Origin of the sequence: Chroococcidiopsis thermalis PCC 7203 (assembly GCF_000317125.1) — a bacterium.
Classification (GTDB): Bacteria; Cyanobacteriota; Cyanobacteriia; order Cyanobacteriales; family Chroococcidiopsidaceae; genus Chroococcidiopsis; species Chroococcidiopsis thermalis.
The window spans coordinates 2426156-2450181 of the sequence record NC_019695.1 but is presented as its reverse complement, the minus strand read 5'-3'; the positions used below and the strand labels follow the sequence as shown (position 1 = coordinate 2450181).

Annotated in this window: 16 protein-coding genes; 12 read left to right on the top strand and 4 right to left on the bottom strand. The window is 43.7% G+C overall.

Translation table 11 applies throughout. The annotated features are described in order from the left end of the window. Window positions 1-66: 66 nt before the first annotated feature. The 4 genes from CHRO_RS10730 to glgX all read right to left on the bottom strand — a co-directional run bounded on the left by CHRO_RS10730 (window position 67) and on the right by glgX (window position 7737). Complete coding sequence (locus CHRO_RS10730; RefSeq protein WP_015154232.1) at window positions 67-1533, bottom strand: sensor histidine kinase; 1467 nt, start codon at window positions 1531-1533, stop codon at window positions 67-69. A 2-nt stretch (window positions 1534-1535) separates the two neighbouring features. After that, window positions 1536-3197: an FAD-dependent oxidoreductase gene (locus CHRO_RS10725; RefSeq protein WP_041463022.1), complete on the bottom strand. Its 1662-nt coding sequence runs from the start codon at window positions 3195-3197 to the stop codon at window positions 1536-1538. Window positions 3198-3407: 210 nt separating this feature from the next. Next, window positions 3408-5582 carry an AGE family epimerase/isomerase gene (locus CHRO_RS10720; protein ID WP_015154230.1) on the bottom strand — a complete coding sequence of 725 codons (2175 nt, stop codon included), beginning with the start codon at window positions 5580-5582 and terminating at the stop codon, window positions 3408-3410. A gap of 37 nt (window positions 5583-5619) precedes the next feature. Next, window positions 5620-7737, bottom strand: a complete 2118-nt coding sequence (glgX, locus tag CHRO_RS10715; protein ID WP_015154229.1) for a glycogen debranching protein GlgX — start codon at window positions 7735-7737, stop codon at window positions 5620-5622. 1016 nt (window positions 7738-8753) lie between these two features. Here glgX and CHRO_RS10710 point away from each other — a divergent pair. The 12 genes from CHRO_RS10710 to CHRO_RS33300 all read left to right on the top strand — a co-directional run bounded on the left by CHRO_RS10710 (window position 8754) and on the right by CHRO_RS33300 (window position 24005). Then, window positions 8754-10322: a GMC oxidoreductase gene (locus CHRO_RS10710; RefSeq protein ID WP_015154227.1), complete on the top strand. Its 1569-nt coding sequence runs from the start codon at window positions 8754-8756 to the stop codon at window positions 10320-10322. Between the two features lie 181 nt (window positions 10323-10503). Further along, window positions 10504-13233 (top strand): MGH1-like glycoside hydrolase domain-containing protein, encoded by a 2730-nt coding sequence (locus CHRO_RS10705; protein ID WP_015154226.1) that lies wholly within the window; start codon window positions 10504-10506, stop codon window positions 13231-13233. Between the two features lie 50 nt (window positions 13234-13283). Continuing rightward, window positions 13284-14120: an MIP/aquaporin family protein gene (locus CHRO_RS10700; RefSeq protein WP_015154225.1), complete on the top strand. Its 837-nt coding sequence runs from the start codon at window positions 13284-13286 to the stop codon at window positions 14118-14120. Then, entirely contained in the window at window positions 14117-14887 is a 771-nt protein-coding gene (locus CHRO_RS10695) for a glucose 1-dehydrogenase (protein ID WP_015154224.1), read from the top strand. The genes CHRO_RS10700 and CHRO_RS10695 overlap by 4 nt, the downstream gene beginning before the upstream one ends. 134 nt (window positions 14888-15021) lie before the next feature. Next, window positions 15022-16056, top strand: coding sequence for an SMP-30/gluconolactonase/LRE family protein (locus CHRO_RS10690; RefSeq protein ID WP_015154223.1), 1035 nt, complete (start codon window positions 15022-15024; stop codon window positions 16054-16056). A gap of 800 nt (window positions 16057-16856) precedes the next feature. Further along, window positions 16857-18386 (top strand): 4-alpha-glucanotransferase, encoded by a 1530-nt coding sequence (gene malQ, locus CHRO_RS10685; RefSeq protein ID WP_015154222.1) that lies wholly within the window; start codon window positions 16857-16859, stop codon window positions 18384-18386. A 396-nt stretch (window positions 18387-18782) separates the two neighbouring features. Beyond that, window positions 18783-19466 carry a DJ-1/PfpI family protein gene (locus CHRO_RS10680; protein ID WP_015154221.1) on the top strand — a complete coding sequence of 228 codons (684 nt, stop codon included), beginning with the start codon at window positions 18783-18785 and terminating at the stop codon, window positions 19464-19466. A gap of 38 nt (window positions 19467-19504) precedes the next feature. Beyond that, window positions 19505-20332 (top strand): type 1 glutamine amidotransferase domain-containing protein, encoded by an 828-nt coding sequence (locus CHRO_RS10675; RefSeq protein WP_015154220.1) that lies wholly within the window; start codon window positions 19505-19507, stop codon window positions 20330-20332. A gap of 79 nt (window positions 20333-20411) precedes the next feature. Continuing rightward, the gene (locus tag CHRO_RS10670) at window positions 20412-22121 is read left to right on the top strand and encodes a thiamine pyrophosphate-binding protein (protein WP_015154219.1); all 1710 of its coding nucleotides are present in this window, start codon (window positions 20412-20414) and stop codon (window positions 22119-22121) included. A 39-nt stretch (window positions 22122-22160) separates the two neighbouring features. Beyond that, window positions 22161-22610, top strand: coding sequence for a hypothetical protein (locus tag CHRO_RS10665; RefSeq protein ID WP_015154218.1), 450 nt, complete (start codon window positions 22161-22163; stop codon window positions 22608-22610). A gap of 136 nt (window positions 22611-22746) precedes the next feature. Further along, a complete protein-coding gene (locus CHRO_RS10660; RefSeq protein ID WP_015154217.1) occupies window positions 22747-23124 on the top strand; it encodes a nuclear transport factor 2 family protein in 378 nt (125 codons plus the stop codon). A 62-nt stretch (window positions 23125-23186) separates the two neighbouring features. Then, window positions 23187-24005 (top strand): nuclear transport factor 2 family protein, encoded by an 819-nt coding sequence (locus tag CHRO_RS33300; protein WP_015154216.1) that lies wholly within the window; start codon window positions 23187-23189, stop codon window positions 24003-24005. Window positions 24006-24026 lie beyond the last annotated feature (21 nt).

Below are 24026 nucleotides of genomic sequence, written 5' to 3'. Positions count from 1 at the left end.
TTTACACTATCTCTGCCTGCCTCTTGACAAATCTTTGGCAACCTTAACTTGTGAGCAATGCCCTTTTTAGCATAACTCGCCACCCACTAAGATTGATGAAAGTTGAGTACTTGAAAGTTGAGTACTTGAGTTTTCCTGACGATTTTGCACTTGACACGGAGCGATCGGCAGGCGAATGTGAAAGCAAGTGTTGCCTGGCTCAGAATGAAAGCGGATGTCGCCTCTATGTTTCTCAATAATTCGATAGCTAATCACCAAACCTAAGCCGGTTCCTTGACCCACACCCTTAGTGGTAAAAAATGGCTCGAAGATACGCCCTTGAATGTCTGGCGGAATGCCTGGTCCATTGTCAGCAATCTCTACGAGCAAATCATTATTGTCTAACGCTGTACGAATCCAGATTTGTCCGCGTCCGTCCATTGCATCGATCGCATTGTCAATCAAGTTAGTCCAAACTTGGTTCAACTCACTTCCATAGGCGCAAATAGTAGGCAGGCTGCGATCGTACTTGCGCGACACAGTTACACCACCCTTAAGTTTGTGACCTAGCATAATTAACGTACTTTCAATTCCCTGGTGTACGTCTAAATCCTGCATTGGCGCTCGATCCATATAGGAATACTCTTTGACTGCTTTCACTAGCTCAGAAATGCGTCCCGCGCTTTGCTCAATTTCGTCTAACAACCCCAACCCAGTTAGAGTTGCTTCAATCCAGGTCAGTACTTTACCCAAGGATTGAGTAGGCACATGTTCTATGACAACATCTAGCCATTCTGTATCCAGTCCTGCTACTGCCAGGGTAGGGGCGAGATTCCAACTATCTTCAACGCCGTTTGCCTCAAGCCAGATGGCGATCTCATCTTCCCGATCGCTCTGCACGAGCGGATCTAACTGTAGTGGTGTTGCGGCGCGCGCGATCGCGTCTTGCAAAATGTTTGCCAGAAAAGTCATTTGCGTGCTTGTCATCTGCTGCTGGTTCAGACTGAGTGCTAGCAAGAGCAATTCTTGAAATAATTCGTGCATGTGCTTCGCACCTCGACTGACTGCTGCTGCTGGATTGTTAAGTTCGTGGGCAAGACCAGCTGCCATAGTACCTAGTGCAAGTAGCTTTTCGTGGTGTCGTGATGTTGTTTCCAAGATTTGTGTCCGCTGGGCTGTTATGACCAGCAGATCCCGTGTAATCGAAGGACATCTGGTTAGCATTTGCCAGAAAGCATGTGTGTCCCATTTCAACACGCGACTTGCTTTTGTAGCTCGTCCGCTAGCAAAGTAAGGCATATCTAATAAAATTAACTCGTGACCTGTATACGTTCCTGGTCCAAAGGTCATCATATGCCTTTCTATATCACCAACCTTCTTTGTCAGCTGTATTTCGCCTTCTGCAAGCACGTAAAAATTTTTCGGCGGCTCTCCTTCAAGCGCTAGATACTCTCCAGCGGCTAGCTGAATCAGGCTACCGTGTTCGGCTAACCATTGCAATTGCTCGTCTGTGAGTTCTGCAAAGAGCGCTGTTTGCCTTAAAGCTTCAAGCATAATTACATCTTACTAAGGTACTGATGAATAAACTGAACGGCAATCGAACCTTCTCCTACCCCTGAAGCAATGCGCTTCACCGAACCGTGGCGCACATCTCCAGCCACAAATATCCCAGGTACGCTACTTTCGAGCAGAAAAGGCTCGCGATCGAGCATCCATCCTTTGTTGCAGCATCCATTACGGTTTAAACTTGCTCCGGTCAAGATAAATCCTTGTTCGTCTCTTGCCACGATGCCATCTAACCAATCTGTACGTGGTTTGGCACCAATCATGACAAAGAGTAAGTTTGTCGGAACAGTTCGCTTTTCGCCTGTCTGGGCATCAGCAATCGTAACTGCTTCTAGGCAGTTTTCACCATGAACCTGGGCAATGCTAGAGTGTACTCTAACTTCGATATTATCTGTCGCTGAGATCTGCTCTATTAAATATTGGGACATGCTTTTAGCGAGAGAATCGCCGCGCACCAGCATTCTGACACGACTGGCGTATTTAGCAAGATAGACTGCTGCTTGTCCGGCTGAGTTAGCCCCGCCAACGATGTAAATCTCTTGATTTAAGCAAGAGAGTGCTTCAGTCATTGCTGCCCCAGTATATACGCCAGCTCCGATCAGATTGTCGATCCCAGGTATATCAAGTCTGCGATACGAGATACCAGTAGCAATAAGCATTGCATGACAGCAAACCTCTGTGCCATCGCTCAGTGTCAAAATACGATAGGGATCGGCGACTCGAACACCAGTCACCTCTTGTGGCGAGAGAATCTCCACGCCGAACCGTTTGGCTTGAGTTACTGCACGTCGGGCTAGATCCGCTCCACTCAGTCCAACGGGAAAGCCCAAGTAGTTCTCAATCCGAGAACTCGTTCCTGCTTGCCCGCCTGGGGCTTCTTTTTCAATTAACACGGTTCGCAATCCCTCAGACGCTCCGTAGACTGCTGCTGCTAAACCCGCTGGACCAGCACCGACAATCGCTAAGTCGTAGAATGGCATTTGGGCATGGGTTCGCAATCCGAGTTTCTGGGCAATTTGCGTATTTGTCGGTTGTATTAAGTGAGAACCATCAGGAAATAATACCAGTGGTAAATTTGCAGCACCAGATTCGGTGTAGTTAGTCCATTGGTGTGCCTCTGCTTCTGCCTCAATGTCCAGCCATTGATAAGGCACATGATTACGAGCCAAAAAATCTTTGATTTGATGCAGATGGGGCGACCAACGCGAATCAACAATTCGCAAACCTTCAAAGGGCGGACGACAAGACGAAATCCAATCATCTAGTAAATCGTCCAGCACGGGATATAGTTTTTCATGTGGCGGGTCCCACGGCTTGAGAAGGTAGTAATCAATCTTTGCTGTGTTGATGGCGCGGATGGCAGCATCAGTATCCGCATATGCAGTTAGCAAGACCCGCTTTGCATCTGGAAAAAGTTCCATCGCCTGTTCGAGAAACTCTACCCCTGCGATCTCTGGCATCCGTTGATCTACCAAGAATAGTGCCACCATTTCCCTGCGTAACTTAACTTGTTGCAGTGCCTTCAGAGCTGTTAAACCCGATTCCGATCGCATGACTCGAAATCGGCTACCATACTCCCGTCGGAGATCGCGCTCAATGACTCGCAAAACTCCTGGATCGTCGTCTAAAGTTAACAGAACAGGATTAGCCACAGTTACTCCTTCATAACCTAGTCGCGTTACGACCAGCAGCGAAATTTTCGATGCAAGTGTCCCTGCTTGGTCAAATGTTCCCACACAGTGTAGTAATGGTATGACAACAGGCAGGAAAACACGTGCAAAATCTGGTTTACCAAACACTAAGCACTAACTCAGCAATTATTTGGTGTCAGGGTTTTTCGTCCTACAGATGGGTAGTGATTCTTAGGGAACTAAATACACGTTGGCTGTTTCAGTCACATCATACCGATCGGACACAGTAATGCCTTGACAGAATGAACTCATCTTGAGGTAATTCTGCACATTTTCCTGTGCGCCAACTATATGAATTTGAACGTCAGAACCTAGCTTTTGCTTTGTGAAAATCAGAAAACGCAGTCCAGCACTAGAGATACACTTTAAGTCTTGTAACAGAAAGACGAGGCGTTTGAGTGGCTGTGTTTGTACCTTTTCTAACTCTGCTTCCAGAATTGGTATTGCATTTACATCTAGTAAGCCAGTTAATGAAATCTTGGCAGTCCCATCAGCGACTTCCAGTAAAGCGGCATCAAAGAAAACCTGAATTGGTAGAATTCTGACTCTGACTCTCACTGAATCGCGAGTATCAGGCAGTTTGACAGTCAGTTTATCGGCATCAAAATCAGTATACGGTCGATCGTCAATCCATACCTCACCAATCCGCACGCTACCTGGTGGCAGAATATCCGGTGTAACTCGCAGAAGGTTGTCTTTAAATGCTCCCGGTCTGGGCTTAAAGTACAAGTTCATTGGCTGTTTTGTAATTAGCAGATTTGTGTAAACCGCCGCTAAGTAAGCTAACTCAAACGAGTGGTAGCCGCTCATCGAATGGCTACCTTTGCCACGCTCAGTACCCATTAGATAAGGAATTCCGTTTGCCAAGACATTAAAGTAGACACCACCAGACTGGTTGTCGAGGAACCAAGCATTATAGAAAGCTGCTGACTCCCGTGCTAAGCGTCGATACTCAGTATTACCAAGGGAACCAGCTAGGATTAAGTAAGCTAGAATCGCTTGCTCTTGTTGCCACCAAGCCTTGCGGTCGTGCCAGACAAAGCGGTGTACTTCTTGTCCTGGTTCCAAACTGCGCTCTACGACATCGTACCAACCCCCACGTTGGCGATCGCTACCAACATCTGGCATAATCTCGGCAATTTCTTCGGCTAAAGTGGTATACCTTTCTTTTGGTTTCAAGTGGTTCATTCGCATCAGATTCCAAGCAATTTTGAGGTTATGACCCACCACTGCTCGGTTCTGCTGCCAACCCCACGTCGTGTCGTGGCTCCAATCTTCATAGAAACGTTCCTGCACAAATGGGCTATTGTCGAAATCTGGGAAACGTTTCTCAATGGTGTCAAACGTATACTCAAGGAAGTCGGCGTATTTGTCTTCGCCAGTTGCTAACCAAAGGTTGATCAAATAGGCTGGGGCATGATCGCCAACTGAGTTCCAGTTCTTTTTCGCGCGGTTTCTCCCTAAAGACTCGGCATAAGGGCTGAGGGTAATGGGATCGATGTGAGAGAAAAAGCCGCCTTTATCTGTTTTGTCTAAGAGATAGCGGTTAAATAAATTGACAGTTAATTCAATGTCTTTCATGATGCGCGGATCGCCTGTCACCCGATAAGTTTGGGTGGGACCAGCCAAGGCATAAATTTGCTCGTATGCTGGCAGTGCATCATAATCATCCCCAAATTCTGAGGCAAATATTTTCTGCTCGCTACCATCTGGCTTCACATCAACACCATGATACCAGTAGCAAATTTCTTCGCCCTCATCGAGAAAACGCATGTGTTCGCGCAGATATTCAGTACCTTTTTCCGCTGCTTCTATGTAGCGATCGTCGCCAGTCATCATGTATGCTGTGGCGAAACCGTAAACTAAGCGAGAAATGGTATCAGTTTCTTGACGATTGGAATCTTCTTTGGAACCCACTAAACCGATTCCAGTGCGGTATTTCCGATAGTCAATTTCGCCATCTTCAAACTGTGCTTTCAGATAAAAATTGGCAAGATTACTAATTTGTTTTACCCACCAGTCCGGTCTTTCAAACAGATACTCGTTTTCTGTCCGACCCAAAAAGACAATGTGTTTGGCTTCAATCTTGTTTCGATCTGCTTCAGGATAAAAGATGCCATAGGCAAAAAGATAGCGATCGGGAACAAGCATTGACTGCATTTGGCTAGTACAGTCATAATACGGTTCTCCCAGATTGCGAACCATTTCTGCGTAAGTTGTTGAGGTTAATGCAATCTCAAAATTTCTACCATCAGAAGTTTTCAGGTTGAAAGTATTTCTGCTTAAGTCAACTTCTGTTACGTATCCTGCGATCGAGTCCGAAAATGAAAAACCCATGTTACTCATTGAAGATCTCCCTGCGTGGAAATTAATGCTTGACTAACTATTTGGAAACGAGAACGACGACACTACGCTCTTTGACAGGGCAAACATTGCCTGAAACCAAGATTTCTTTCCCAGGTTCCATAATGTCCATCGGGGAAGGTTCGGCAGTATCAATGACTTTGTACCAATTCCTACCCTGAATTAAGGGAGTTTCAAATTCTAAAGCATCCCAGTACATATTGAACATGATATGAATATCTGCTTCTCCTTCAAAACCGCCTAAAGTCAAGGCAAGAACTCTAGAATGAGGATCGTACCATCCTGGATTAAACAACTTTGTGCCGTGCCAAGACATATCTGCTAAACCACGCTCGTTGACATCGCCACTGAAGAACTGGGAACGGCGTAAGGCAGATTGACAATAGCATTTGCGGAACTCGATCGCCAGCTTAAAGAATCTGAATATATCAGCATTCTTCTCTACCAAACTCCAGTCAAACCAACTAATCTCACTATCCTGGCAGTAGGCATTATTATTGCCTTGTTGAGTACGTCTGACTTCATCGCCAGCCACAATCATCGGTACGCCCTGCGACAACAGAAGAATAGCTGCAAAGTTTTTAATCTGTCGCCGACGCAATGCATCAATTTCTCTATCTTCAGTCTCCCCTTCAACACCACAATTCCAGCTCAAATTATCATTAATGCCATCGCGATTACCTTCGCCATTAGCTTCATTGTGTTTATCGTTGTAGGAAACCAAATCGCTGAGAGTGAACCCATCATGGCAAGTGATGAAATTAACGCTATTAATAGGTAGATGCCCACTAGCTTGATAGAGATCGGCGCTACCAGCAATTCGCCAAGCAGCAGATCCTGCTAATCCTGAATCTCCCTTGACAAAGCGTCGGATATCATCTCGGTAGCGTCCATTCCATTCTGCCCATCGATAACCAGGGAAGTAGCCAATTTGATAAAGCCCAGCAGCATCCCATGCTTCTGCAATAATTTTGGTATCGGCTAAAATTTCAGATGTTTCTATGTGCCATATGACTGGTGGATGAATTAAAGGTACTCCATCTTGACCTCTGGCGAGAATAGAGCCTTCGTCAAATCGGAAACCATCAACGTGCATTTCCTTCACCCAAAATTCTAGGCAATCTACAATTAACTTTTCCACCATAGGATGGTTACAGTTAACAGTATTTCCGCACCCAGAATAGTCCATGTAGTAATACTTGTTGAATGGTACTAGGTGATAGTAAATGCTATTGTCCAGCCCTTTAAAGTTAATCGTAGGACCGTCATGGTTGCCCTCGTCCGTGTGGTTAAAAACTACATCCAAGATCACCTCAATCCCTGCTTTGTGCAGTGCCTTAACCAGATCTCGAAACTCTCGGATCTGGCTCCCTATTTCTGGCGAGGTACAATATGAACCTTCAGGTGCAAAGTAGCTATGTGGATTGTATCCCCAATAGTCTCTTAGTGGCTTACCGTCAACCTCCCGAAAAATGTTCTTTTCATCAAAGTCAAAAATTGGCATCAGTTCAACAGCCGTGATCCCCAACTCTTTTAGATAAGGAATCTTCTCGACAATTCCAGAGAAAGTACCGCAGTGTTGACAGCCTGAAGAGGGGGACTTAGTAAATCCTGCAACATGAAGCTCATACACGATCGTCTCACTCATGGGTCGGTTAAGGGGGCGATCGCCTTCCCAGTCATAATCCGATATATCAACGACTACGCTACGCATTGAGGTAGCTATGTTATCTTTTGTCCCTATAGCATCAACGCGGTTCCAAAGCGTATTTGTATTTCCCTTCGCGTATGGATCGAGCAATACCTTATTTTCATTAAAGCGATGTCCTGCTTGTATGTCCTGAGATCCACTAACTCGATAAGCGTAGTAAGTGCAAGATTTCAACCCCCTAACATAGACATGCCAAAAGTGGAAAGTTTTATTTATCCTGGGATCTAATTGAATAATCTGTGCAGGTTCAAGATCGTCATGGTTCTCAAATAGCAAAAGTTCTACAGATGTGGCATGTTCTGAAAAGATCGCAAAATTGACTCCTTCAGAATTTGGTGTTGCACCCAGGGGATGTTGGCATCCTGGCTCCAATTGATACTTAGTCTTCGCTAGCTCAACTTGCTGTGTAGCTGTAGTTAGAATCATTACTCTTCCTGACTATTTATTTACGACATTTACTGATTCTGTTCAGTAATTGAAGGTTCAGTAAAAAACCTAGAAATTTGCAAAAACCACTTCTGACGCAGTATTCATTTGACCTAACTTCATTAGATTAGCCTGAAGTTTTTTGTTAGTCGTATAGCAAGAAAAAACAAAAAAAATGGACGATCGGGTATTGCTTTGTTCTCGATAAATTCAGTTTCGATCGCTTGCTTGCTCAAGCTTCGGCATCTTGGCACGATACTTAAGCGTTGTGCAAAAGACTATTGAGTTTTAGCCGATGTTTGATACTGAAAAGCTTATGTAACATGAAGTAAGAACACAATGGTTGAACTTTCGGAGCTAGTTTGCATTCTTTAGGAACCACTCAGTCTTAGGTTATTAACGTTATAAAAGCTATTTTTTTATAAGCATCTGCTAACAAGCTTAATGACTGGTTAAAATCAACGTGAATTATAAAATATCTTGAAAAATATTGATGTAGAATTTGACAAATAACTTGATTTTTAAAAATTTAAAATTAAAACGATCGCGATCGAGTCAAAGTTGTTTAAACATTTCTATTTGAAATACAAGATTAAACTTCAGTTATTTTATACATTTTTATATTTTTACATATGTTATCTAGTTAAATATAGTTATGAGGGATTTTGTCGTCAAACCTTAAGGAAATATTAAATAAAATATTGAGTATTGAAATCAAAATAATACAAACTTAATTCTAATTTTTGTCTCTTCTCTAAAAAAAAATTGATAAATATACTTCGGATGAGTTTAGGATTTTTAGTGTGTCTGGCTAAAAAAAATGCCTTGGCAAACAAAAGCAAAGGCTATATATCTTTGAACGAGTTAAAAAATTGATGTTGGTAGTTATAGAAAATACATGGATTGAAAGCCTAGTCAACGTTGTTACTTTCCTCAAAACAGAAATTGTTAACTTTGAGATCGCTAGCCGCTTTGCTTAGAAATCTTATAACTCGATCGTCATAAATTGAGAAAATATGAAGAATAGGTTTCGCAGCCGTCGTCGCTTTCTGCAAACTACTGCACTTATTTCTGCTAGTGCTGCCCTAAGTCCGCTAGCTAGTATTTATCGCGCGAGCGCCCAAGATCGAAATGTTCCAGATGAAGCTGTAGAAGCTCTAGTCCTTGGTAGCGGTTTTGGCGGAGCGATTACGGCTCTGCGCTTGACACAAGCTGGGATTAGAACATTGATGATAGAGCGAGGAATCCGCTGGCCTATCAGAGATGATGGAAATACTTTTGCTACTTTTCAACAAATAGATGGTCGAGCTGCCTGGTTAAGTAATACGACATGGAATGGAGTTCCCGTCGATCCGTTTACAGGAGTGCTAGACTTTTCTCAGGAAAATGGAATTAATATCTTGCATGGGGCTGGCTTTGGAGGTGGATCGTTAGTTTATAACGCGATTACTTACCAACCCAGGCGCGAAATCTTCAGCGGTATTTTTTCTCCTGATGTTGTGGACTATGATGAATTGGATGCAGTTTATTATCCGCGCGTGCGATCGCTCCTACAACCCGCAAGCATTCCTGATGATATTTTGGCAAGTCCTTACTACGATCGCGCTAGGTTATTAATCGAACAAGGAAATAGAGCAGGCTTTGCTACATATCCATATAATCTTGCAGTAGATTGGAATATAATTCGCCAAGAAATAGAAGGAACAAAGATACCTTCTGCAATTCTAGGTAATCACTGGTACGGCATTAACAGTGGGGCTAAAAATAGCCTGGATCGTAACTACCTATTTCAGGCAGAGCAAACTGGATTATTAGATGTTTTAACATTACATCTAGCTACAGATATTACTGAAGTACCTGAATATGGATACAGAGTTTTATGTACTCAAATTGACACATCAGGAGCAGTCGTCGCTCAGAAGTCTTTCACCTGTCGCTATTTATTTTTAGCAGCTGGTTCTATTGGAACTTCCAAGCTTTTAGTTAGATCTAAAGCAACGGGCTTATTACCAAAATTAAACGATGAAGTTGGCAAACATTGGGGAGGTAATGGAGATGCGATTGTAACTCGTAGCAACTTATTGCCGTCTGTATCTGGTAAGGGAGGACCAGCATGTGTAGTTTTGGAACACCTAGATAACCCTCTTGGTGCAACTGTTTTTGAGGATATTCCAGATGCAAATGCAGCTGATGGTACGCTACAGTTACTCGCTTTAGGTATACCTCGACAAACAGGGACATTTACATATAACGCATCTACTGATTCTGTCCGCTTGAACTGGACTCAAGACAATGCTCAATTAGATGCTGTCAAGTTAACTGCTCAAATCCTTGACGAGAAAAATACGACCTCTACCAGTCAGCCTACATCAGCATTTATCAATTCCATCTCTGGGCATCCTCTAGGAGGAGCAACACTAGGAAAAGCCTGCGATCGCTACGGGCGCGTCGCTGGGTATAAACGTCTTTATGTCATGGATGGAGCCATGATTCCTGGCTATACAGCTATCACAAATCCTTCCTTTACTATTGCGGCTTTAGCAGAACGCAATATAGAAAAAATCATTGCTGAAGATCTTGGATAGTTTACGATAGCAATTCTCGATTGTGCGGATGACATTTGTAGGGGCGCGAGCGAGAAAGCGCCCCTACCAGACATGTATTGCATCCAATTGAAAACCGCTATAGTTTTGCATTCTGTAGTTGCCGTCTAGATTGTCATCGCTAGCCAATGAATATTAACTCTAGTATTGAGGCAGGAAAGATATGACCCGAGAAGAAGCAAGATTGCAACAAGTTCGCGATTCCCTTCGGGATAGCTCCGCTTCACGCACCGCTCACTGGCAGCGTTGGGGACCTTATTTGAGCGAACGACAGTGGGGAACCGTGCGAGAAGACTATAGTGCGACTGGGGAAGCCTGGGATTACTTTCCTCACGATCGCGCCCGTTCTCGCGCTTATCGCTGGGGAGAAGATGGAATTGCTGGAATTTCTGATAACCACCAACGCCTTTGTTTTGCGATCGCCTTGTGGAACGGAGAGGATGCAATTCTCAAAGAGAGAATGTTTGGTCTAACGGGAAATCAAGGCAATCATGGGGAAGATGTCAAAGAATATTATTTTTATTTGGATAACACCCCCACGCACTCCTACATGAAATGCCTGTACAAATATCCTCAGCAGGCTTTCCCTTATCAGCAACTCGTTGAGGAAAATCAACGTCGAAGTCGTCAGGATTTAGAGTATGAACTGCTCGACACAGGCATATTTGCAGGCGATCGCTACTTTGATGTTTTCATTGAGTATGCTAAAAATTCACCAGAAGATATTCTGATTCAAGTCAGTATCATTAATAGAGGAGCGGAAGCAAAAACTCTACATCTATTGCCTACACTCTGGTTTCGGAATACTTGGTCTTGGGATTCTCACCAAGAACAACCGATTCTCAAAGCCGTTAAATCCGAGTCCGATTTCAGTATTATTGAAGCTATCCATCCAACATTGGGAGATAGATGGCTGTATTGTGACGGAGAAACAGAACTGCTATTTACAAATAATGAAACTAACTTTGAGAAATTATTTGGAACTAGCAATGTTTCTCCCTACGTCAAAGATGGAATCAACGATTACATAGTAGAAGGTCGAAAAGCAGCAGTCAACCCAAATCGAATTGGCACTAAAAGTGCGGCTCATTACGCATTGTTAATTGGAGCAGGCGAAACCAAAACTGTGCGGCTACGCCTAAGCGATTCGCCGAGTTTAATTCAGCCTTTTGATACTCAATTTGACGAAATTTTGCAAACTCGGCTTTCGGAAGCAGATGAATTTTATCATCGAATTTGTCCATTCTCCATTTCAGAAGATGAACGCAACGTCCAGCGACAGGCGTTTGCAGGTATGTTATGGAGCAAACAGTATTATTACTATGTCGTCCATGAGTGGCTGAAGGGCGATCCCCAAAATCCGTCACCACCAGCCGAACGACGGCATGGCAGAAACCGTGAGTGGATTCATCTATTTAACGATGACATTCTTTCGATGCCAGATAAGTGGGAATATCCTTGGTTTGCCGCTTGGGATTTGGCTTTTCACGTGATTCCACTAGCGGCGATCGATCCAGACTTTGCCAAGCGTCAGTTGAGTCGCTTGACGCGGGAATGGTACATGCACCCTAACGGTCAACTACCAGCTTATGAATGGGCTTTTAGTGATGTAAATCCGCCCGTTCACGCTTGGGCTACCATGCGCGTGTATCAGATTGAACGTAAAATGTACGGTCGTGCCGACACGAATTTTCTAGAGCGGGTGTTTCAAAAATTATTACTGAATTTTACGTGGTGGGTGAATCGGAAAGATGCTGAAGGCAATAACGTCTTTCAGGGTGGCTTTTTGGGATTAGATAATATTGGTGTCTTTGACAGAAGCGCCGAACTTCCCACGGGTGGACATATCAATCAAGCAGATGGCACGAGCTGGATGGGGATGTATTGCCTGAATATGCTGGCGATCGCTCTGGAACTAGCAAAAGTAGACTCTACCTATGAAGATATTGCCAGCAAATTTTTTGAACATTTTCTCTACATTGCTGATGCAATAGATGGCATTGGTAAGACGGAAATATCCCTTTGGGATGAAGTTGATGGATTTTATTATGATGCATTGCATCTACCTAATGGCGATCGGTTGCCGTTAAAAGTACGTTCGATGGTAGGACTCATTCCGCTATTTGCCGTTCAAACCTTGGAACCAGAAATGTTGCAGCGCCTCCCCGGTTTCAAACGGCGGATGGAATGGTTTATCAGAAATCGCCCAGATCTACGCCAAAATGTTGCTTGCATGGAATCACCTGGAGTAGGGGCAAGAAGACTTTTGGCGATCGCCTATCGTGAAAAACTCCAGCGCATTCTGAAAAGAATTTTGGATGAAAGCGAATTTTTAAGCCCCTACGGCATTCGTGCAGTTTCCAAATTTCATGAGTCTCATCCCTACGTTTTTGAAACCAATGGATATCAGTATCGCGTGGACTACGAGCCAGCAGAATCTAGCACGAGTATGTTTGGCGGGAATTCTAACTGGCGCGGTCCAGTTTGGTTTCCCGTCAACTACTTAATTATTGAATCGCTGCAAAAGTTCCATCACTACTTTGGAGATGATTTTAAAGTAGAGTGTCCTACTGGCTCCGGTTGCATGATGACACTTTGGGAAGTTGCATTTGAATTGTCACAAAGGCTAGTGCAAATTTTTCTGGAAGATTCGTCTCACAAACGACCCGTCTACGGTGGGATTGAAAAGTTCCAAACCGATCCTCACTGGCACGACCTAATTTTGTTTCACGAATACTTTCATGGCGACATCGGTGCGGGAATTGGTGCTAGTCATCAAACTGGCTGGACGGGATTAGTCGCCAAACTGATTCAACAGTGTGGAGAATATAGCGATCGCAGTACGAGCAACTCTAAATGCCCAGAAGCACAAGCCCAACCTTTAACAGTTTAGTGACTGAAAGCATTGCCCAATCTATAACTTAACGAGTTGAGGAACCTGAGATGAAACGTAGGATTGCCAGTAGCAGACCCAGTGCTATCCCTGCTTACGTCGCAGAACTGGTAGGCACAATGTTAATGATATTCAACGGTCTCTCTTGGGTTTGCTGGAATTTTAGCCCAGAATCCCCAATCGTCAAGTTAATCCCCAACCCTAATGTGCGCTTATGTCTCACAGCTTTATGTTTTGCTGGGGGAGGAACGGCGATCGCTTACTCGCCATTAGGCAAACGCTCTGGAGGACATCTCAATCCCTCAGTCACTTTGGGCTTCTGGCTGATGAAAAAAATCTCTACCCGCGATGCCGTAGCATACGCTTTTGCGCAGGTTATTGGTGCTGCGATCGGTGCTGCCTTAGTACTCGTATTATGGTCTGACTTTGCTCGCAGCGTTCATCTGGGTGCGACTCTGTTGGGGAAAGGAGTATCGCCAGTCATGGGTTTTGGGATTGAAGTTGGCATTACATTTTTGCTGATGTTGACAATTTTAATCTCAGTTAACTCGTCCATTATGCCTTGGACTGGTGCGATCGCCGGGGCGCTAGTTGCTTTTCTGGTATCTACCGAATCGCCACTGACTGGCACTAGTCTGAATCCAGCCCGCTCTTTTGCTCCAGCTGCCCTGATTTCGATTTGGCAGGATCAATGGATTTACTGGATTGCTCCACCTCTTGGGGCTGCTTTAGCTGCACTCCTGTACCGACAGGGGATTATTGGTACTGGAAAATCCTACTGTAGCAAGCTTTTTCACGCATCAGACATTCCCTGTCACCATGCTAACTGCGGTTATTGCAGCCCCACTAAAGTTGATGTTTTTCGGACAACAAGGAGAAAGTTATGAAACTTGAAGGTAAAGTTGCACTCGTGACTGGTAGCAGTCAGGGGATTGGCAGCGCGATCGCCGTCCGCCTTGCCAAGGAAGGAGCAAATGTGGTCATTGACTATCGCTCTCATCCAGAAGGCGCAGAAGCTACGTTGAAACAAGTAGAAGCAACTGGACGTAAAGGTTATATCGTTCAGGCAGACTTGGGAGTAGTTAGTGATGTTCGCAGATTAGTTACTGAAAGCATTCAATATTTTGGTCAACTGGATATTTTGGTGAATAATGCTGGAGTTGATGGTAAGAACACTGATTTCTGGGACGTTACCGAAGCTAATTATGATGCAGTGCTGAATGTTAACTTAAAAGGTGCGTTTTTCGCTACACAGGCGATCGTGCAACATTTGATTGAAACTAAACGCAAAGGCAAAATTATCAATATTAGTTCCGTGCATGAAGAACTGCCTTTTCCGCATTTCACGCCCTACTGTGCCAGCAAGGGTGGGTTAAAGATGGTTATGCGAAACTTGGCAGTCGAACTAGGTTCGCTGGGAATTACAATTAACAATGTAGCCCCAGGAGCAATTGAGACTCCCATCAATACTAATCTTTTAAATGACCCCCAAAAGCTAGGAGCGTTATTACAAAATATTCCTTTAGGGCGTTTAGGGAAACCAGAAGATATTGGACCTGTGGTTGCTTTTTTAGCTTCATCTGATGCCGACTACATCACTGGTTCTACCTTTTTTGTTGATGGTGGACTGCTGTGGAACTATCACGAGCAGTAAATCGCTGTGTATTGCCAAAAGAGGCGATCGCGTTTACCCTCGCTCCCATCGCATTTAGATAAAGCATAACGGAATTTGTAGATCGGAGCGAGGTTCACAACACAAACAAGTACATCTTACATACATTTTTTACCATGCGGAAAATAATTGCACTCTTGTTTAGCTCTACAGTGTTGGTTTCTTGCAGTCATACCAAGCTAGACACTCCATCTACCGTGTCCGAGCATGTGAATCTTGTGTCCGATCGCTCTATAGTCACTCCTCCACAAGAAACATTACCAGCAGCGCATACTATCTCACCAGAAAAAGTCCTGCAAAGTGACAAATATAGTGAGGGAATTGTTTTCGATCGCCAGGGCAATTTCTACTTTTCCCAAACTAAAGCAGGAACGATTACGATTGTATCGCCTGATGGCTCCAGTCGAATTTGGGCTAAGGTTCAAGGAGTTAACGGACACAAAATTCTGCCCGATGGTTCTCATATTGTTGCTGCCAAAAATTCGGTGCTACAGTTGGATGCTAATGGCAATCCCTTAAAAATAATTGCCGATCGGTTTAACGGCAAACCATTAATATATCCCAATGACATCACTGTCGATCCGCAAGGAGGTTTTTATTTCACCGACTCTGGCGACTCAAATCCTCAGAATCCCAATGGTGCAGTCTACTACGTCAATGCCGCAAGTCAACTCAACCAGGTGGCTAGCGGACTTGCTTTTGCAAATGGAATTGTCCTCACCCCAGATCGTCAACGTCTTTTTGTCAGTGAAAGTAATAAAAATATAGTAGCTGTCTACAATGTGCTAGCGCCAGGAAAGCTGGGGGAAAAAAAAGTATTTGCTTTACCAGTCAAACAACCAGGGGAAATCGATAACAAGCCTGATGGTTTATGCTTGGATGCTGCGGGAAATCTCTATATAGCTCACTACGGTACGCGCCATGTAGAAGTACTGAACTCCAGCGGTCAGTTAATTCGTCGGTATGCGAGCGGTAATCTGACTACTAGTAATTGCGCTTTTGGTGGAGCGAATTTAAAAAGTCTTTTCGTGACTGGTGGTGTTGAAACAGAAGCAGGTCAAGGAGGTATTTTTCGCCTAGATCTAGGCGTGCAGGGGTTAGATATCCGTCCTCGTCAACCAGCAATTACTACGACTCAGAAAAATGACTGAAGCTCTAAATACTATAAATAAGTTTTAAGTCAGCTTTTCTAAGTCAAAATATGCGATCGCACTACTTCATTCTATTCGGTTGAGGACGAATAAAACAGTTTCTCTCCTAGCTCATTTATCCATTTTTGAGCGAGCTTGCTAGCTAAAAGATATTCAATCATAAATGCCATTTATTTTAAATTTAGTTTGACTAGGAGATCGATTTAATATATAAAAAACTTACATAAGACTAAAAACAAGAAGTCTGATTTCACATATTTTTAAGCGCTTAACTCGAACGGTTTTTGTTGATAAATATAAAACTTAAAGCCAAACTATAAATTTATAAAACCAGATCTTTTTGTTTATAGAAACCGTGTAGAGACGTTACATATAACGTCTCTACATGTAACACCTCTAAACAGAAAACGTTCACAATTTAATTTAGATTGCTATATAGAGACTTTATAAATAAAATCTAAAGAAGACAACCTTGCCCCGAAACTTAAATCATTGTAACTATGCTGTCTGGTTGATAATCTTACATTAGATTTCTTGCATAGAGCTGATTTGGGATCGCGCAAAGCTTACTCTTGCTAAACGCAAACGCTCTCATCCGCGTAGTATTCTCGCAGAGTAGATCGCGATTTCATACTGAGAAGAATCTCTCATGAGCGATCTTTAAATCTTTTTAAGTTCGAGATTAAACGCTGTAAGCCGAGTGTATTGACAATTTTTAACGAAGAGGAAAATTAAGTCAATCGGTGACAAAAAACAAAGCTATTTGCCACTGAGTAAACATATTCTACTAGAGGTTAATTATGTCCTTCAGCCGAGCTAGCGGAGTTTTGTTGCATCCCACTTCCTTGCCAAGTCAGTTTGGCATTGGAGACTTAGGTATAGACGCTTATCGCTTTATTGACTTTTTAGCGGATAGCGGACAGCAACTATGGCAGATATTACCATTGGGACCTGCGGGAAAAGGTAATTCTCCTTACGCCTCTTATTCAGCAATGGCAGGAAATCCACTGCTGATTAGTCCAGAATTATTAGAGAAAAAAGGCTTATTAGAAAAAGCTCACTTGGCTCATTTACCTGAGTTTAATGCTGAAACTGTAGACTTTGAGCAAGCGATCTCAACAAAAATACCAATGCTGCGAAAAGCTTGCTCGAACTTTGAAGCAAATGCTACATCGTTTGAAAAACAGGAGTTTTCAGAATTTTGCGATCGCAATGCTTACTGGCTAGATGACTACGCTCTGTTTATGGCGCTCAAAGATGCTCACCAAGGTGCTAGTTGGAATCATTGGGAGCCAGCGATCGCTAGAAGACAGCCAGCCGCGATCGAACAATGGCAGCAACAGTTAAGTACGGGTACTTTTTACTATAAGTATCTTCAATTTGAATTTTTTCAACAATGGTCAGAACTAAAACGTTATGCCAACCAACGCAGCATTCAAATTGTAGGAGATATTGCTATTTACGTAGCACATGATAGTGCTGATGTCTGGGCGCATCCCGAAAATTTTTGCCTAGATCCAGCGACAGGTGAACCAGCACTGATGGCAGGAACACCACCAGATTACTTCAGTGCTACAGGACAACTGTGGGGCAACCCAGTCTATAACTGGGAAAATTTACAGCGGGAGAACTTCGAGTGGTGGTTGCAACGCTTTAGATCCATTCTTAACTACGTAGACTTAATTCGCATCGACCACTTCCGAGGCTTCCAGGCTTTCTGGGCAGTGAAACAAGGCGAAACCACTGCCATGAATGGAGAATGGATTGAAGCCCCTGGAGAAGCTTTCTTTAAGGCACTTAACGAGAAGCTAGGTCACTTACCGATTATTGCTGAGGATTTGGGAACGATTACACCCGAGGTGGAGGCGTTGCGCGATCGCTTTGAACTTCCTGGGATGAAAATTTTGCAATTTGCCTTTGGCGACGGCACGCAAATAGAAAAACGCTTTTTACCGTTTAGTTATTCACACAATTGTGTCGTTTACACGGGGACTCACGATAATGACACGACTGTAGGCTGGTTTAACCAGTTGTCAGAACAAGCACGAGCAGCCGTCCGGTTTTATTTGGGTTGTACGAGTTCGGAGGAAATTCATTGGGATTTAATTCGCTTGGCGCAAAGCTCTGTTGCAGATCGCGCAATTACCCCCCTTCAAGATATTTTGGGATTGGGTACGAACTCTCGCATGAATTTTCCTGGTAAAGCAGTAGGAAACTGGGGTTGGCGATATCAACAGTCTAATTTAACACCTCAGTTGCGCGATCGCCTCAAAAAGATCGCTGAAACTTACGGTCGAACCTCTATTCTTCAAATTTCTGACTACAAATAATGACACCTCACAAATTTCCCATCGTAGCTACTTTAATACTTTTTGTGCTAGCCGGATTATTAGCATATTTCGCCCCTCTTCCCAACAGAAATACTTCTAAAGGTATTGTGTTCGGCAGGCATTAAGTAAATACAGCTCCATTTAAGGTTAAAAATAAGTAGCTGTATTTCTGACAATATGTCTCTATTAAAAATGTAAATCTTTCACAAAAAAATAGAGATTTTCTATGGAAGCTCAGTACAAAGCAAAGTCAAAAAAAATATGAACTTACTACAAAAATTCAACCGTTTCCTCTGAGCTTTGTACTCGATAAAATGAAATTGAACTACTAAACATTCGATCTCGCTACAATTATCCAGTCAATAAATAAGCACAAAACAAGGACATCTAACTAACATGATACCCAGATCCCTTGGAGGTAAGAAAATCGCGGTTCTTCTCGAAAGTGAATTCATTCCTGAAGAAATTGAAGCGTACCAGCAACGCTTTTCGGAATTAAAGGCAACGGTGCATTTAATGTCTAGGCTTTGGGGTCAACCAAGCGTCCGCTTCTTCAGCGATGAAGATACAGGTGCTACACCTCGAACTATAGAAGTGGATATCGATTTTCAAAATGTCGATCTTAACGACTACGCGGCTGTGATCATGTCTGCCAATTACACCAGCGTGCGTCTGCGTTTCTTCCAACCACCTGAGGGTCAACCAATCGGTGGCGAACAAGTTCGCACTTCGCCAGCAGTGCAATTTTATGCTAAAGCTATGGCGAATCCTAAGATTGTCAAAGGGGCGCTCTGTCACGGATTGTGGATATTAACACCAATGCCAGAGTTACTTAAAGAACGACGAGTGATCTGTCATGAGGTCGTGCTTGCAGACATCATGAATGCTGGTGCAATTTACGAACCCTCACCCACAGGGGTAGTTGTAGATGACGACCTGGTTACTGGTCGATCGCGACACGAAGTATATCCATTTATAGACGCTATTACCGAACGAATCCAACAAATTTCCTCAGCGACAAATCTCTTCTCAACCAAAAAAACTGCTACTCCCCTTGCAAGAGCAAGAGCTGCTAGCTAACTATTTCAAAAACAAATTCACATGCAGGAGATGATTCTATGAGAAAAATACTGACAATTCTGTCAGAGTACGGCTACTGGGGTGAAGAACTAGTAGGTCCTCTGGAAACCTTTGATGCAGCAGGATACCAAGTTGACTTTGCAACTCCGACTGGTAAAAGACCAGTGGCGCTTCCTCCCAGCTTAGATCCTACTTTCGTTGACCCTCCTTTAGGTCGGGCAGTCGTATCTGAGGAGATGGCGGAGAAAGTCAAGCGATTAGAAGATCCAAAGAATCCTCGGCTAGATAATCCGATCATTCTGTCAGAATGGTTGCCCGATCGCCCTTATTGGAGTGCTGAAAAGTTTCTGCGAGAAATGGAAGCCTACAACAACGCGATCGACGAGGTGCAGCAGGATCTAGTGCAATATGATGCTCTTTTGATCGTAGGTGGTAGCGGTCCAATCGTCGATTTGGTCAACAACCATAGAGTCCATGACCTGATTCTCGGTTTTTACAAGCTGGGTAAACCGATCGCTGCGGAGTGCTATGGTGTAACTTGTCTGGCTTTTGCTCGCGACCTGGTAGAACGCAAGAGTATTATTCGAGGTAAACACGTCACAGGTCACTGTAAGGAGTATGACTACTTAGATGGAACTGGGTTTGTTGGTAGCGATCTTAATATGGGTCCACCTCCCTATCCCTTAGAGTATATCCTCAGTGATGCAACAGCTCCAGACGGAGAATATCACGGTAATTTTGGCAGAGAGATTTCTGTCATTGTTGACTATCCATTTATCACGGGACGGTCTACCGCAGATTCTTATACAACTGGTCAGAAGTTAGTAGAAGTCTTAGAGAAAGGGCTAAGACGGTATGGATGGTAAATCTCTAAGCGATTTCTGGCTTTGTAATAACTGCGCGATCGCTACCAGCAAATAGATTATGCCCAAGAAAACGAAAATTATGGCTAACAGAAATGGGCGCTTTGCGATTATAGAACAACTGCTTGCAGATGGCATACAATACATGTTCGGCAACCCTGGCACAGTCGAGCAGGGATTTCTGGACGCTTTAAGTCACTACGAGCCTGAATTCAAATATGTCTTTGCCTTGCAAGAGACGATTGCAGTAGGTATGGCTGATGGCTATGCCCGTGCCACCAAAAAACCAACAATTGTGCAACTACACAGTGGTGTTGGATTGGGAAATGGAATTGGCATGATGTACCAAGCGATGCGCGGTCATGCGCCACTAGTCGTGCTAGCTGGTGAAGCAGGCATTATGTACGATGCAATGGATGCTCAGATGGCATCTGACCTTGTGAGCATAGCCAAGCCCGTGACTAAATGGGCTACGCGGGTTGTCGATCCTGCTTCTCTTTTACGAGTTTTGCGTCGGGCAATTAAGATTGCTGGTACACCACCAATGGGTCCTGTCTTCGTTAGCCTGCCAATGGATATCCTTGATGCTCCTAATGAAGAAGAAGCGATCCCAACTTCTTTCCCAATCGCGCGAGTCACCCCCGAACCAGAACAGATCGAACGAGCCGCAAGTATACTAGCTACTGCAACCAAGCCTTTAATTGTGGTAGGTGACGGCGTGGCTTTTTCAGATGCTCAAGCTGAATTAATCCGCGTTGCCGAACTAATTGGCGCTCAAGTATGGGGAGCAGATTCATCGGAACCAAACATGAGCGCTACCCATCCTCTATTTGGAGGATTGCTCGGGCATATGTTTGGCGAAGTTAGTCGCCGCATCACCTCCCAAGCAGATGCAGTGTTAATTTGCGGTACTTACGTTTTCCCTGAAGTCTTTCCTGTACTCTCTGATGCTTTTGCTCCCAATGCAAAAGTGATTCACATTGATTTAAATGGTTATGAGATTGCAAAAAATTTCCCAGTAGATCTCGGGCTGATGAGCGATCCGAAAACTACCCTTGCAGTTCTAGGTACAACCTTGGAATCAATGATGACTCCCGAACAGCAGCAGGAAGCATTTCAAAGATCTATTCGGATAGCTGAAGCTAAAAAGCAGCAATTAACAACTCAGCTTGAGTCCGATCGAGCTGTCTGCGACTCAGTACCTTTGCATCTGTCGCGTTTTGCGCGAGACTTGGCTCAGCATATACCACCAGATACGGTAATTTTCGATGAAGCAATCACTAACTCTGAAGAACTTTGTCGTTACATTCCCCCTACAACTTTGGGATATTATTTTCAAACGCGGGGTGGTTCCCTTGGTGTTGGTATTCCAGGTGCAATTGGTTTAAAGCTGGCTAATCCAGATAAGACGGTTATTGGTTTCACTGGTGACGGTGGCAGTATGTACACCATTCAGGCATTGTGGACTGCTGCACATCACAACATTGATGCTAAATTTGTCATCTGCAACAATCACAGTTATCAAATACTCAAGCTCAATATTATGCAATATTGGCGCGAACGAGGAATTGCAGAACACGATTTTCCAACTTCTTTCACCATAGGCAATCCAGACATCCGTTTTGATGAGTTAGCGCGGGCTATGGGAGTTCAGTCTATACGGGTTGAACAGCCTGACGAGATCGAATCAGCCATCCAGAAAGCATTAGCTTACAATGGACCCTTCTTAATTGACTTAGTACTGACCAACGAGGTTGCAGGCTCAAAAATTGGTGTTAAGTGCGGTCAATAGCAATCCAGTGTTTCTACATAATCATCGAGAGGAAAAACCATGACATTAAGCAAGATCGCAGCTCTATCTCAAGTTGAAGTACAGCAATTAGCAGCGGATTGGTATTCAAAGTTAGACGTTCACGCACCACTTGAGGAATATATCCCCATGTTGGCTGAGCAAGGCTCAGAAATGTGCTTTCCTGAAGCAACTGTCTACGGCTTTGATGGATTTAAAGATTGGTACGAGCGCGTGATTGGTATTTTTTTCGACGAAGTTCACACCTTAAAAAAAGTTCAAGTGACTCCCAAAGGAGATAAGGCTGATGTCAAAGTGGTGGTGAAATGGGAGGCTAGTGTGTGGAATCCACCAGCAGCAAAAAGCGATCGGATTACTCTAGATGCTTACCAAACTTGGGTAGTGCAGCGATCGCCTCTGACAGGAAAAGCAGTCATTGAGACGTATATTGTAGACTCTCTTGATTATTATGAGGGGTCTGCTCGGCTTTAAGGCAAAATTTTCTACTTCCATCATCAGCATCCGCGATCGGTGGAAGTGGAATTTTCAATAGAAGAGTGTCATAAGAGATAATTTCTCGAACTATTTCATCAATCCAGTTTAACTGCAAATCAAAAGAGGTCAGACAATGGTAACTTCAACAATTTCTCCTGGGCGCAAGTTTTTCAATACCCATCTAGAGACGATCGCAGCCGGAAAAGTCGATGAGATGGTAGATAGAGATTACACGGAAGACGCTGTGTTAATCACCTATTTCAACGGCTTTGCTGACATGCCCGCACCAATTACAATTCAAGGTCGTGAAAACATTAAACAGTTTTTTCATAAATACATGAAAGCGATCGGTCATATCGATCTCAAGTCGCTTGATTTTACTGAGACTGAAGATACTATTTTCTTCCAGGCTAATTTCAATAACGATCTTGGTTCAGTGAATGCTGGAGATGCTTGGATGATGCGCGACGGCAAAATTGCTTATCATTTTGGTTTTTGGATTTGGGCTTAGTCTGAGCCATACTCTGTTCCTAAAACTTGCTTGCGTTCTCATCTCCTGCATAAAGGATTACTATGAAAACACCAATGGAACAACTGCTATTGTCTCCGATGAGCAAGCTCTACAAAGAGCATATCGGTTTCATTAAAGCAAAAAATGTTGAAGGATTGCTCGACCAGTATGCCGAAGATCTTTTACTAATTAGTACCCTAACTGAAGATCGCCAGCCGCTCTATATCCGTGGGCGACAGCAGCTCAAGGAATTTTTTGAAAGCCGCATCTTCAGTTTAGAAGATTTGGAAGTCTCGCTGAATCAGTGGGCAGAGACTGAGAATACGCTGATGATGGTAGAAAGTCTCAAAACTCGCAGCACTAGCGGTGAGGTCGGCAATGTTGAATTCTACGACAATTGGTATTTGCAAAATGGTAAGATTGCTATTCACTTTGCTGGAGTCATTCAGTATCCAGATAGCACGTATGCTAATGCAGGAAAGGTCGGAGCAATTCCTGCATCTCCTTTAGGTAAGCTCTATAAAGAGCATATTGGTTTTATCAAAGCCAAGAATGTCGAAGGATTGCTCGACCAGTATGCCGAGGATCTGCTACTAATTAGTACCCTGACTGAAAATCGCCAGCCGCTCTACATCCGTGGACGACAACAGCTCAAGGAGTTTTTTGAAAGCCGCATCTTCAGTTTAGAAGATTTGGAAGTCTCGCTCAACCAGTGGGCAGAGACTGAGAATACGCTGATGATGGTAGAAAGTCTCAAAACTCACAGCACTAGTGGTGAAGTTGGTGAAATGAGTTTCTACGATAATTGGGTATTGCGTGATGGCAAAATTGCCGTTCACTTTGCTGGTGTCGTTCAATATCCCGATGGGTCATACGCATAAATACGTTTTTGTCCAGCTTTA